Annotated in this window: 13 protein-coding genes; 6 read left to right on the top strand and 7 right to left on the bottom strand. The window is 31.9% G+C overall.

Going from position 1 to position 13004, the window contains the following annotated elements; all coding sequences use genetic code 11:
• Positions 1–71 precede the first annotated feature (71 nt).
• Both ACNFIH_RS01470 and ACNFIH_RS01465 read left to right on the top strand, forming a co-directional pair.
• On the top strand, positions 72–692 hold the full coding sequence (locus ACNFIH_RS01470; protein WP_035643919.1) for an L-threonylcarbamoyladenylate synthase: 621 nt from the start codon (positions 72–74) through the stop codon (positions 690–692).
• Positions 693–769: 77 nt separating this feature from the next.
• A complete protein-coding gene (locus ACNFIH_RS01465) occupies positions 770–1807 on the top strand; it encodes a carboxypeptidase-like regulatory domain-containing protein (protein ID WP_426486707.1) in 1038 nt (345 codons plus the stop codon).
• 224 nt (positions 1808–2031) lie between these two features.
• Here ACNFIH_RS01465 and ACNFIH_RS01460 read toward each other — a convergent pair whose 3' ends face one another.
• From ACNFIH_RS01460 to ACNFIH_RS01450, 3 genes are read right to left on the bottom strand one after another with little or no spacing between them, the layout of a single operon-like run.
• Positions 2032–2865, bottom strand: coding sequence for an OmpA/MotB family protein (locus ACNFIH_RS01460; RefSeq protein ID WP_035643915.1), 834 nt, complete (start codon positions 2863–2865; stop codon positions 2032–2034).
• Positions 2866–2899: 34 nt separating this feature from the next.
• On the bottom strand, positions 2900–3919 hold the full coding sequence (locus tag ACNFIH_RS01455) for a glycosyltransferase (protein WP_426485161.1): 1020 nt from the start codon (positions 3917–3919) through the stop codon (positions 2900–2902).
• 20 nt (positions 3920–3939) lie between these two features.
• On the bottom strand, positions 3940–4392 hold the full coding sequence (locus tag ACNFIH_RS01450; RefSeq protein ID WP_142448856.1) for a type I restriction enzyme HsdR N-terminal domain-containing protein: 453 nt from the start codon (positions 4390–4392) through the stop codon (positions 3940–3942).
• A gap of 94 nt (positions 4393–4486) precedes the next feature.
• On the opposite strand from ACNFIH_RS01450, the gene holA reads away from it, so the two are divergent.
• The 3 genes from holA to ettA all read left to right on the top strand — a co-directional run bounded on the left by holA (position 4487) and on the right by ettA (position 7486).
• A complete protein-coding gene (holA, locus tag ACNFIH_RS01445) occupies positions 4487–5491 on the top strand; it encodes a DNA polymerase III subunit delta (RefSeq protein ID WP_142448855.1) in 1005 nt (334 codons plus the stop codon).
• Between the two features lie 63 nt (positions 5492–5554).
• Positions 5555–5737 carry a CAL67264 family membrane protein gene (locus ACNFIH_RS01440; RefSeq protein ID WP_035643908.1) on the top strand — a complete coding sequence of 61 codons (183 nt, stop codon included), beginning with the start codon at positions 5555–5557 and terminating at the stop codon, positions 5735–5737.
• Between the two features lie 57 nt (positions 5738–5794).
• On the top strand, positions 5795–7486 hold the full coding sequence (ettA, locus tag ACNFIH_RS01435) for an energy-dependent translational throttle protein EttA (RefSeq protein ID WP_111291005.1): 1692 nt from the start codon (positions 5795–5797) through the stop codon (positions 7484–7486).
• Between the two features lie 171 nt (positions 7487–7657).
• Here ettA and ACNFIH_RS01430 read toward each other — a convergent pair whose 3' ends face one another.
• Both ACNFIH_RS01430 and ACNFIH_RS01425 read right to left on the bottom strand, forming a co-directional pair.
• Positions 7658–8071 carry a thiol-disulfide oxidoreductase DCC family protein gene (locus tag ACNFIH_RS01430; protein WP_426485160.1) on the bottom strand — a complete coding sequence of 138 codons (414 nt, stop codon included), beginning with the start codon at positions 8069–8071 and terminating at the stop codon, positions 7658–7660.
• 274 nt (positions 8072–8345) lie between these two features.
• Positions 8346–10511 (bottom strand): endonuclease MutS2, encoded by a 2166-nt coding sequence (locus ACNFIH_RS01425; RefSeq protein ID WP_426485159.1) that lies wholly within the window; start codon positions 10509–10511, stop codon positions 8346–8348.
• 111 nt (positions 10512–10622) lie between these two features.
• On the opposite strand from ACNFIH_RS01425, the gene ACNFIH_RS01420 reads away from it, so the two are divergent.
• On the top strand, positions 10623–11294 hold the full coding sequence (locus tag ACNFIH_RS01420; RefSeq protein ID WP_426485158.1) for a uracil-DNA glycosylase: 672 nt from the start codon (positions 10623–10625) through the stop codon (positions 11292–11294).
• 12 nt (positions 11295–11306) lie between these two features.
• Here ACNFIH_RS01420 and ACNFIH_RS01415 read toward each other — a convergent pair whose 3' ends face one another.
• Together ACNFIH_RS01415 and ACNFIH_RS01410 are read right to left on the bottom strand one after the other, a co-directional pair.
• Complete coding sequence (locus tag ACNFIH_RS01415) at positions 11307–11693, bottom strand: DUF4258 domain-containing protein (protein WP_035643899.1); 387 nt, start codon at positions 11691–11693, stop codon at positions 11307–11309.
• 36 nt (positions 11694–11729) lie between these two features.
• Complete coding sequence (locus ACNFIH_RS01410) at positions 11730–12929, bottom strand: alanine dehydrogenase (protein ID WP_035643897.1); 1200 nt, start codon at positions 12927–12929, stop codon at positions 11730–11732.
• Positions 12930–13004: the final 75 nt, after the last annotated feature.

The following is a 13004-nucleotide window of genomic DNA, read 5'->3' as shown; positions in this document are numbered from 1 at the left end:
GTTTGAAGTTTCAAGTTGTTGGAACGCAAACTTGAAACTTGAAACATGAAAAAACTTGAAACAAAAACATAATGGCTGAATTCATAAAAATATACCCAGATAAACCCAGTGAAGCTGCAATTGCAAAAGTTGTGAAAGTGCTTCAGAATGGTGGATTGGTAATTTATCCTACAGATACTGTTTACGGTTTAGGTTGTGATATTACCAATTCTAGGGCTTTAGAAAAAATTGCAAAAATAAAAGGCGTTAAATTAGAGAAAGCTAATTTTTCGTTTATTTGTCATGATTTGAGTAATTTATCAGATTATGTACGTCAGATTGATACATCGACTTTCAAAATTTTGAAAAGAGCTTTACCAGGTCCGTACACCTTTATTTTGCCAGGAAACAATAATTTACCAAAAGAGTTTAAAAAGAAAACTACAGTTGGTATTCGTGTTCCTGATAACAATATTATTTTAGAAATTGTTCGTCAATTGGGAAATCCTGTTGTTTCGACTTCTATTCGTGATGAAGATGATGTAATTGAGTATACAACAGACCCAGAATTGATTTTTGAAAAATGGCAGAATCTTGTAGATTTGGTAATTGATGGAGGTTATGGCGACAATGTGGGTTCGACAATTATAGATTTATCAGATTATGAACCAGTTATCGTGAGAGAAGGGAAAGGCGATATTGATATTTTGTAAGAAAAAAATAGATTGTTTAGGATAATACAAAAAGGTTTGGTTAATTAGTAGTGAATTAACCAAACCTTTTGACTTTAATGAAAAAACTACTAACTCTTTTATTTTTGTTTTCTGCGGTCACTATATTTTCACAAGATAATCTTAATGGTAAAATTACAGGGAAAGACAATACTCCGTTAGAAGGAGTAAATATTTACTATGATGGTACAACAATTTCAACAGTTTCAGACGCTGATGGAAAATTTTCTATCAAGTATGAACCTAATGCTAATAATATTTTAGTGATTAGTTTAATGGGCTATCAGACCGAGTATTTATCGGGATTAGATGTCTCTAAGCCATTAAATATTGTGATGAAGATTTCTGAAAATGAGCTTAAAGAAGTTGTTGTTAATAATAACAATCAATTTACAAGAGCTCAGAAATTAAAGTTGTTTAGAGAATATTTTTTAGGAACAACTAGTAATGCAAAATCAGCTATTATCAAAAATGAAGATGATATTAAATTTAATTATGATAAAAAGAATTTACTTTTTACAGCCTCTTCGGATAAACCTTTGGTGATTATAAATCCGGCCTTAGGATATAAAATTGATTTTGAATTGGTAATTTTTGAAGTTTCTTTTAATAGATTTAGTATTAATTCAATAGATGCTTTTAAGAATTTTTATGGTGGCGTTAGCCGATTTGAAGAAATTGATAATAGCGCTAAAGTCTTAAAAAAACGAGAAAAAACATTTCAGGGATCTCAAATTCAGTTTTTCAGAAATTTAGCAAATACGGATTGGGAAGCGAAGAAGTTTTTATTGTTTAAAGGTAAATATAATCAAGATCCAACTAAATGCTTCAAAATAACTAAGGAAGAGGATTATGCAAAAGTAGAATTAATTGATCAGGATAAAAGTGAAAACATGAATTTAAACTCAAAAAAAAATGTAGCTGTTTACAATCTTATCTTTGATAAAAAGGAAGCATCGAGGATTACTTTTGAAACAGATAGTTTTTATATTTATAAGTATGGAAATAATTCAAATATTCAAGACATACTTTTTTCAGGGAAAATTTCAGAAAAAAGAGTTGGAGATATGTTGCCTTTAAATTATGGAGTAGAATAATTGCAATACTGAAAACGGCAACATGGTATATTTGTAAAAAAAAACTGAAATTGTGTAAATGTTAAAAAATAATCACTAACTTTAGTATAGTTAAAATTTAGTTAGTTGATTAAAAATAATGCTATTCTTGATTTATATTTAATTGGTTATTAAAAAAATTAAGGATACATAAAAGCAGGTCGTAAGACCTGCTTTTTCTGTTTTTATGATATGTAAAACAAGGATTATTTCGCTTGTTTTTTCATTTCTTTTTCAATCATATCATAGAACTGATCGATTTTTGGCATAACCACAATACGAGTTCTTCTGTTACGTGCTTTGTTGTCTGGAGTATCATTTGCAACTAATGGTACATATGAACTTCTACCAGCTGCAATTAATTTAGCAGGGTTAACTCCAAGGTCATTTGTTAATACACGAACGATAGAAGTAGAACGTTTAACACTTAAATCCCAGTTGTCTAACAAAACTCCGTTGCTTTTGTAAGGAACGTCATCTGTGTGTCCTTCAACCATACATTCAAAATCAGGTTTGTCGTTTACGACTTTAGCAACTTTCGCTAAAACAGATTTTGCTTTGTCGCTTACGTCATAACTTCCGCTTTTGAATAATAATTTATCAGCGATAGAAATAAATACAACTCCTTTTTCAACATTGATTTCGATATCTGGATCGTTGATTCCAACTGCTCCTTTTAAGCTTGTAACTAATGCTAAAGTTACACTGTCTTTTTTCGTAAGAGCATCTTGAAGTCTTGAGATTTTCAAATCTTTCTCTTTTAAGCTTTCTAGAGATTTTTCTAGGTTTTCAGCTCCTTTAGTAGTTAAAACCGTTAAATCTTTTGAACTGTTGATTAAGTCTTGATTATGTGATTTTAAGCCTTCAACTGTAGCAGCTAAACCAGCTTTTTCTTCTAAACAAGAATTTAATTTAACAGTGCAAGAGTTTAATAAATCTTGGGTCTCTTTGTTCTTAGCTTCAAGTGCAGCATATTGCTTTTTCGATACACACGAAGTTAAGGCCATTAATACTGATAGTGCGATAACTATTTTTCTCATAGGTATTATATTTAATTAAACGTTGATTACAAATTTAGTTTTTAATATTTTGATTACTGTTAAAGATTTCTTTAAAAACCAGTAATTTCTTTATGTAATAGAGGTAAACGATACTTTTTACGGTATAGTATTGCTGTATTTGAAAATCTTTTCGCTTTTTTAGATACTTTAAAGATAGGTAATAAAAAGAGAAATGTGCTTTCAAAATAGCAAAAGTATGGCTGAATTTCCCTTGTGTAAGAAAACGGATACCCGCTATTCCGTCCAAAACCATTCTGAAGAAAATCACAAAGAATAAACCTTTCTTAGGTAAATTTTTCACAAGCATTAGTAATGAATTCCTAAAATTCAAAAATATTTTTCGTGGATTTCCTTGTTGTAAAGTTGCGCCTCCAACATGGTAAACAACAGATTGCGAATTGTATTTTATAATATGCCCTTCATTTGCGGCCCGCCAGCATAAGTCAATTTCCTCCTGATGTGCAAAGAAGCTTTCGTCAAAACCTCCCAACTCATCATAAACCTTTTTTCGGATAAAGAAACATGCGCCTGATGCCCAGAATAATTCACAATTGTCGTTGTATTGCCCATTGTCTTTTTCAACAGTATCAAAAATACGTCCGCGACAAAATGGGAAACCATATTTATCGATAAATCCACCGGCACCACCTGCATATTCAAAATATTCTTTGTTTTTAAAATCAAGAATTTTTGGCTGAATAATGGCAGTCTGTTTTTCAGATTCAAAAGTTTCAAGTATTGGCTTTAACCAATTTTCAGTTACTTCAATATCTGAATTGACTAGTGCATAAATCTCGGCATCAATATGTTTTAAAGCATCATTATAACCTTTTGCAAAGCCATAATTGCCTGTGTTTTTTACAATTTTAATGGTAGGGAAGTTCTGTCGAACAAATTCAACTGAATTATCTGTAGAATCATTGTCGGCAACATATATTGTCGCTCCTTCTGAAAACTGAATAACAGATGGTAAAAACTGCTCCAGCAATTTTACTCCGTTCCAATTTAAAATGACAACTGCTATTTTATCCAAAAGTTCTTAAATTATTTATTTTAATGGTTTTCTTTATAGTCTGGCAGATTTCTCAAAAACTGATATTTTTCGTTTTCAAAATCCATTTGACAATAAAAATGGTTTAGTCCGTTTGTGACATTCAAAAACCGTGCCTGCATTGTCATATTATAACGAGCAATTTGATCAAAAGTTGCCTGAGAGATTTTCACTTCGGGTGCTTTACATTCTACTAGTATATGTATAGAACCGTCAGAATTAAAAACAACAACATCATATCTTTTTCTTAATCCGTTGACTTTTAAAACTTTCTCAACATTTATTAATGATTTAGGATATTTTTTTTCATGTAATAGATAATGAACAACGTGCTGGCGAACCCATTCTTCTGGGGTAAGAATGATAAATTTTTTTCTGATTTCATCAAAAATAGACACTTTATTTTCGCTATTTTTGAATCGAAAACTATAAGTTGGAAAATTTAATTGCTGCATAAAGCAAAAATATAAAATAGTTTTAGGTTTCAGGTTTAAAGTTTCAAGTTATTGAACGATGAACATGAAACCTGAAACTTGAAACAAATTTTAAATGGACGAAGTTGTAAAAATTGTCAATGATATCAAGGCCGGAAATATAAAGCCAATTTATTTTTTAATGGGGGAAGAACCTTATTATATCGATAAATTATCTGAATATATTGAGGAAAATGTGCTTGCAGAAGAAGAAAAAGGTTTCAACCAAACTGTTTTATACGGAAGAGATGTTTCTGTAGAAGATATTGTTTCAACGGCCAAGCGCTATCCTATGATGGCTGACCGTCAGGTTGTTATTGTAAAAGAAGCTCAGGATTTGTCCAGAAATATTGATAAATTAGAAGCCTATGCCAATAACCCAATGGAAACTACGGTTTTGGTTTTTTGCTACAAATACAAAACGCTGGACAAACGTAAAAAAGTTACTAAAGTATTGGCACAAAATGGTTTGGTTTACGAAAGTAAAAAACTTTACGAAAATCAGGTTGGTGATTGGATAAAACGAGTTTTGGCGGGAAAAAAATATACAATTGATCCAAAAGCAAATGCAATGTTGGTTGAGTTCCTTGGAACAGATTTAAGCAAAATCAATAATGAGCTTGAAAAGCTGCAGATTATTTTGCCACAAGGTACAATGATTACGGCTGAGCATATTGAGGAAAATATTGGTTTCAGTAAAGATTACAATGTTTTTGAATTGCGAAAAGCAATTGGAGAACGTAATCAGTTGAAAGCGTATAAAATTGCAGAGAATTTTGCTCACAACCCCAAAGAATATCCTTTAGTTATGACAACAGGATTGGTATTTGGATTTTTTGTTCAACTCTTAAAATACCATGGACTTAAAGATAAAAACCCGAAAAATGTTGCTGCTGCAATTGGTGTAAATCCTTATTTTCTAAAAGAATATGATTTGGCTGTGAAGAATTACCCGATGCGAAAAGTGAGTCAGATAGTTGGAGCATTGCGTGATATTGACGTAAAGAGCAAAGGTGTTGGAGCAAATGCGCTTCCACAATCTGATTTGCTAAAAGAAATGCTGTATAAAATATTTAATTAAGCCGTAATAATTCACGATATTTGCCTTTCTAAAAAATAATCAGATTAAAATAATTACACAATTATGGGAATGAATAAAAATACCATTTTAGGATGGGCTACTTTAATAATGGTGCTTATGGGATTGTTGCTTATAGGTTTAGGAATTTTTAGATACAGTGATGTTTCGGGCTGGGGATTTGCTGCCGTTGGAGTTGGTTTTTTTGCTAATGCTTGGGTATTCAATGCTTTGAAAGGCAGAGTTTAATCTGTTTTAATTGAAATAGAGATCATAATAAAAACAATATAAATAAAAATAAAACAAATGTCAGACGATAAGAAAGTAATTTTCTCAATGCAAAAATTGAGTAAAACCTATCAGGGAGCAGATAAACCTGTTCTTAAAAACATTTATCTAAGTTTCTTTTACGGAGCTAAAATTGGTATTTTAGGACTTAACGGTTCTGGAAAATCTTCACTTTTAAAAATTATTGCAGGAGTTGATAAAAACTATCAGGGAGATGTGGTTTTTCAGCCTGGCTATACAGTAGGATATTTAGAGCAAGAGCCAATTCTTGATGATTCTAAGACAGTAATCGAAATTGTTCGTGAAGGAGCTGCTGAAACTATGGCAGTTTTAGAAGAATACAACCAAATTAATGATTTATTTGGTCTTGAAGAGAACTACTCAGATCCAGATAAAATGGATAAATTGATGGACCGTCAAGCGGCATTGCAAGATAAAATTGATGCGCTTGGTGCTTGGGAAATCGATACAAAATTAGAAATCGCAATGGATGCATTGCGTACGCCAGAAGGTGATACGCCAATTAAAAACCTTTCTGGAGGTGAGCGCCGTCGTGTAGCTTTATGTCGTTTGTTATTACAACAGCCTGATGTATTACTTCTGGATGAGCCTACCAACCACCTTGATGCTGAGTCAGTTCTTTGGTTGGAACAGCATTTAGCACAATATTCAGGAACTGTAATTGCTGTAACGCACGATAGATATTTCTTAGATAATGTTGCTGGTTGGATTCTTGAGTTGGATAGAGGAGAAGGTATTCCATGGAAAGGAAACTATTCTTCTTGGTTAGATCAAAAATCAAACCGTATGGCTCAGGAAGAAAAAGTAGCTTCGAAACGTAGAAAAACGTTAGAGCGTGAGTTAGAGTGGGTTCGTCAAGGTGCTAAAGGTCGTCAGACTAAGCAAAAAGCACGTTTACAGAATTACGACAAATTATTAAATGAAGACCAAAAACAATTGGACGAAAACTTGGAAATCTACATTCCAAATGGTCCACGTTTAGGTACGAATGTTATTGAAGCCAAAAACGTTGCAAAAGCCTTTGGTGAAAAATTACTTTATGATAATTTGAACTTTACTTTGCCACAAGCTGGAATTGTTGGAATTATTGGACCAAACGGTGCTGGTAAATCTACCATTTTCAAAATGATTATGGGAGAGCAAGCTACTGATAGTGGAGAATTTTCAGTTGGTGAAACTGTAAAAATCGCTTATGTAGATCAGTCACACTCTAATATCGATCCGAATAAATCGATTTGGGAAAACTTTGCTGATGGTCAGGAATTAATTATGATGGGCGGAAAGCAAGTGAATTCTAGAGCTTATTTATCACGTTTCAACTTTGGTGGTGGTGAACAAAACAAAAAAGTGTCTATGCTTTCTGGTGGAGAACGTAACCGTTTGCACTTAGCAATGACTTTGAAAGAAGAAGGAAACGTACTTTTACTGGATGAGCCTACGAATGACCTTGACGTTAATACACTTCGAGCACTTGAAGAAGGTTTAGAGAATTTTGCTGGTTGTGCGGTAATTATTTCTCACGACAGATGGTTCTTAGATAGAATTTGTACGCACATTCTAGCTTTTGAAGGAGATTCTGAAGTTTATTTCTTCGAAGGAAGTTTCTCTGATTATGAAGAAAACAAAAAGAAACGTCTTGGTGGTGATTTAACTCCAAAACGTTTGAAATACAGAAAATTAATTAGATAGTGAAAGTCTAATTTTCAATACAAAAATCCCAAATTCCAATTTAAGTGAATTTGGGATTTTTCTATTTTGTATGTTTTTACGTTAAGTTTGTCATTTCGACGAAGGAGAAATGGCAGTATTACGTTGACTGAAGTTTTGCTTTTGGAATTTAGAATTTTTGCATTGAAATTTTTAAAGAAACTTCGATTTCAATTCGGGAGTTGGAATCATACAGCTTTCTTTTTTGCCGTACCAATTGTATCTGTTTTTAGCAACATAATCATAAATTCTGTCACTGATGAAAATTGGTACAATTCTAAAAATCGGAATCAATTTCCAAAGTCCGCCAAAATTTTTAGCTATTTCAATAATCGCTGAAGATTTGTAAAAATAGGCTGTTCTAGGTTCATAGAATATGATACTGTCCATTTTAGAAAAACTAATTCCTAAATGTTTGCAAATTGAAATTCCTAATTCTGACTGCAATGCCACAAACCTAAAAATGTCTTTTTTATCGTGTTTAATAATAAATTGAACAGCAGAATCACAAAGATTGCAAACTCCATCAAAGAGAATTATTTTTTTATTTTTTGGAAGACTTTCCATTCTTATTGTAAATCAAGTTTTGCATTTATATTAACGTAGAAGATTTATAAAATTGTATTTTGTTTTAGCAATTAAAGATTATTTGTAAAATCTATTATTTTTTTAATTTCGATAAATTTTACAAATAAAAAACGACTTAAATAAAATGTTTAAAATCCGTTTTTAAAATTTATCTATATTTGGAATCGTAATTTTTAAAACAATTGCTTAAATCGTCTTATTTTAATTCTGATCAAATTTTCATGTTTTTTTTAAATAAAATTTATAGAAAAGATTACTTCTTAACCGCTTCCACTAATTCCAATTCATCAAGGCTTACTTTCGAAGTAAAAATACCATAATTGACAGTTGCCTTATTTTTTTCGATAGAATCAATACTTCCAACAGATTTTCCGTCCAGCATTCTTACTCGATCACCAACTTTTAAAATAGGTTTTGGTTTTTCGATAACAGGTTTAAGTTTTTTCTCTTTTTTCTCTTTTCGAATTTCTTCAACTTTTACTTGAACTTCAGCAATAATTTCTTTTTGTTTTTCAACTTTTGCTTTAGTTTCTTTTGGAGTTGCTTTTTTACGTTTTGAATTTTCGATTTCGACAATTTTCAGAAATTCACCAATAAGTTCTTTCTTGTTTTTATTGTTAAAATATTTTTCGGCTATATCATCAATTTTTTGTCCAATGTAAATTATCTTTTGATTGCTGTCGTATAATTCCTGATAGCTTTCTAATTTTTGCTGGATTTTTGTATTGATGTTTTCCATCTTTTTGCTTTCCTCACGCGCTCGGGTTTCTTCTTCTTTTAAATTCAAAGAAGTTTTTTCCAGTTTTGATCTTTCTTTTTGTAGCGTTGCAATAGTCTTGTCAAAACGAACTTTTCCAACTTCGATTTTCTTTTTTGCACGATTAATTAAGCCAAATGGAATCCCATTTTTTTGAGCAACTTCAAACGTAAACGAACTTCCTGCCTGACCCAAAGCTAATTTGTACATAGGTTCAAGCGACTTTTCATCAAACATCATATTCGCATTTGTTGCGTATGGTAATTCGTTTGCTAGAATTTTCAAATTAGAATAATGCGTTGTAATAATTCCGAATGCTTCACGATGATAAAATTCTTCTAAGAAAATTTCAGCCAAAGCTCCACCAAGTTCCGGATCAGAACCAGTACCAAATTCGTCAATTAAAAACATGGTTTTGTGATTACATTTCTTTAAGAAATAATTCATGTTTTTTAATCGATAACTATATGTACTCAAATGATTTTCAATAGATTGATTGTCGCCAATATCCGTTAAGATTCTGTCAAATAAGAAGGTTTCGCTACGCTCATGAACCGGAATCAAAATTCCAGATTGGAGCATCAATTGCAATAAACCAACCGTTTTTAAGGAAATAGTTTTTCCTCCGGCATTTGGTCCAGAAATAACAATAATTCTGTTTTCTTGTTTTAATTCAATAGTTTGCGGATATGTAACTTCCTTTTTTTGTTTGTTATTCAAATACAAAATAGGATGATAAGCTTCTCTGAAAAACAATCTTCTTTCTTCAGTAATCGTTGGAAGAATTCCATTAATTCGATTGGCATATTTTGCTTTCCCGGCAACGACATCAATATCACTTAAAAAGTCTTGATATTCAATTAATAATGGAAGATAAGGGCGGATTACATTGGATAAATTCTTTAGAATTCTAGTAATTTCCTCTTTTTCTTCGTATTCTAAATTGGCTAATTCTCTCGAATATTTTAATGTAGCTTCTGGTTCGATGTAAGCAATACTTCCGGTTTTAGAACTTCCTAAAATTGAACCTTTTACTTTACGTCGATACATAGCTAAAACCGCTAAAACTCTACGGTTTTGAACAAAACTTTCTTTAATATCGTTCAAATATCCTAAACCATTGTATTGCGTTAAAGCCACACCAAAACTTTGGTTTACTTTTCCGCGAACCAAGTTCATGTTTTGTCGAATTCCAGAAAGAGCAGGAGAAGCATTGTCTTTAATTTCTCCGTATTTGTCTACAATTGAGTCAATTGCCGTGATAATATCTTTAGTCAATTCAACACGCGAAGCTCTTGCATTTAAATTCATATAATAATCATCGAATTTTTTTAAGAAATTCAACAAGACATTTGTTGTTGCAGAAAGATTAGCAATTTTTCTAAAACTTCCTACTTCAAGAAAACTGTCTTCAATTGCTAAAAATTTAATTTCATGCGTGATAGCGTCAAAACCGTGATTCGGAATTGCGTTATTATTTTGAAAAGAAGAAACATACTCTGATGTTTGCATCAATGACTGCATCAATTCTTCTTTATCTCTGAATGGTTTTATTTGTAAAGCCTTTTCTTTTCCAATATCAGTGTTACAGCCATCTGAAATGGTTTCAAGCACGGTTGGAAATTGTAAATCTTGTAATGTTTTTTCTGTAATAGATACCATTATATATCGTAAGTTGTAAAGATTTCAAAGTTACAAAGTTTTAAAACTAAATAGCACTAATAATTTGGCAGTTTGGATAAAACTTTGCGTAATTTGTAATAAAATTTTAAAATGAAAATTAATTTAGCTCAAGATTGGCAGAATGTTTTAAAAGACGAAATCCAGAAACCCTATTTTAAAGAATTGATGGATGCGCTGGATATTGAATATAAAACACATACCTGTTATCCGCCAGCCGAATTGATTTTTGCAGCTTTCAATAATTGCAATTTTAAGGATTTAAAAGTTGTAATTATTGGCCAGGATCCTTACCATGGTGAAGGAGAAGCCAATGGCTTAAGCTTTTCTGTAAATGATACTGTCAAAATTCCGCCTTCACTTCGCAATATTTTCAGAGAAATAAATACTGATTTTGATTCGATTTTTATGCCAACATCTGGAAATCTTGAAAAATGGGCGCAGCAAGGAGTTTTGCTTTTAAATGCTTCTTTAACCGTTCGAAAAGATAGTCCAAATAGTCATAAACATTTAAAATGGAATCTATTTACAGATGCTGTCATTCAAGCTATTTCTGATCAAAAAGAAAATGTTGTTTTCCTTTTATGGGGCAGCTTCGCTCAGAAAAAAGGTTTGAAAATAGATCGTTCAAAACATCATATTTTAGAATCCGGACATCCATCACCAATGAGTGCTAATCAAGGGAAGTGGTTTGGAAACAAACATTTCAGCCAAACAAATGCTTTTTTAAAGTCAAAAGGAATTGAAGAAATAGAATGGTTTTAAAATTTTTGGAAACTATTTTTCAGTTTCTTTTTTAATGATTTCTTCTAAAACAGCTTTGTTTTCAAAATTCACTACTTTTAAAATAATCTCTTGATTTTTAGCTGTTTTACCTTCAATGATATATAATTTTCCTTTTTTAAACGGAACATTGCTTTGATCAAAATCAACATCTCCGTAAGTTAAAGTACTTTTAATATCAGCAGTATCAACCCATTTTTCGTTTAACGTCTGAATTGCTTTAGCTGAATATTGAAAAGGCTTTGTTCTTAAATTATTTAAAACTCGGGCATTTGGAAAATAGTTGCAACGAGTGTCTTTACCACTAAAAACAAGAGCTACAAAAAAGCATCCCATCACTAAACCAATCAAATAATATGCAAAACGGTGTACGAACTTCATGAAATAAAATTTTTGCAAAGGTACATTAAAGTTCCTTTAAAATACAAGTAAATTAATATCGTTGTCCGGCAAATCAAACCAGTCGCCAATTGCTTTATTTGTCAAGATTCCATGATACAAATAAATTCCGTTTTTAAGCCCTTTATTGCATCGAATTGCACTTTCAATACCACCATCTTCGGCTATCTGATGCAGATAAGGTGTCAGGATGTTACTGATTGATAATGAGGCAGTTTTTGAATATCTAGAAGGAATGTTTGGTACACAATAATGCAAAACATTGTTTTTAATGAAAGTTGGTTTTTCATGAGTTGTCACTTCAGAACTTTCAAAACAGCCGCCTGTATCAATACTTACGTCAACAATTACAGCACCTTTTTTCATGTGTTCTACCATGGTTTCAGTAACTACAATCGGGCAGCGTTCTTTGCCGCGCATGGCGCCAATAGCTACATCACAACGTCTTAAGGCTTTCAATAAAGCTTTTTGCTGAATAGTTGAAGTAAAGATTCTTTGACTTAAATTATTTTGTAAACGACGCAGTTTAGTAATCGAATTATCAAAAACTTTTACGTTTGCGCCTAGCCCAATTGCGGTTTTTGCAGCAAATTCACCAACAGTTCCGGCTCCTAGAATTACAACTTCAGTAGGAGGTACTCCTGTTATATTTCCGAACAAAAGTCCTTTTCCGAATTCATCTGTAATCATTAATTCGGCAGCAATAAGGATTGATGCAGTTCCTGCAATTTCGCTCAAAGATTTTACAGCCGGGTAAGATCCGTCTTCATCTTTAATGTATTCAAAAGCAAGTGCTGTGATTTTCTTTTGTGCTAAAGCTTCAAAATAAGTTTTCTTTTTTGTTTTGAGCTGAATCGCCGAAATAATAACTGTTTCAGGGTTAATCATTTCGATTTCAGCTAAAGTTGGCGGTTCTACTTTTAATAAAAACGGACAACCAAAAACTCTTTTTGTGTCTTTTGTGATTTCTGCACCTGCATCTGCATATTCTTTGTCTGTATAACTTGAACTTTCACCCGCTCCAGATTCAATCATAACTCTGTGACCTTCATAAGTTAATGAGTTCACAGCGTCAGGGGTAAGGCAGATACGACGTTCCTGATAACTTGTTTCTTTAGGAATTCCTATAAAAAGTTCTCTTTTAAAACGACCAACCTCAAGCTTTTCTTCCTGTGGCAGCAATTGTTGTTTTGTAAATGGAGTTAACGTGATTGACATGGGTGTGCAAAAAATTAAAGGTACAAATTACGTAAAAAGATTTAAAATTAGTGCAAAAATTCTGCTAATACTGTA

Source organism: Flavobacterium sp. 2 (genome assembly GCF_049949195.1).
Taxonomy (GTDB): domain Bacteria; phylum Bacteroidota; class Bacteroidia; order Flavobacteriales; family Flavobacteriaceae; genus Flavobacterium.
Note: the sequence above shows the minus strand (reverse complement) of the source record. Positions and strands in the feature narration are given on the sequence as shown.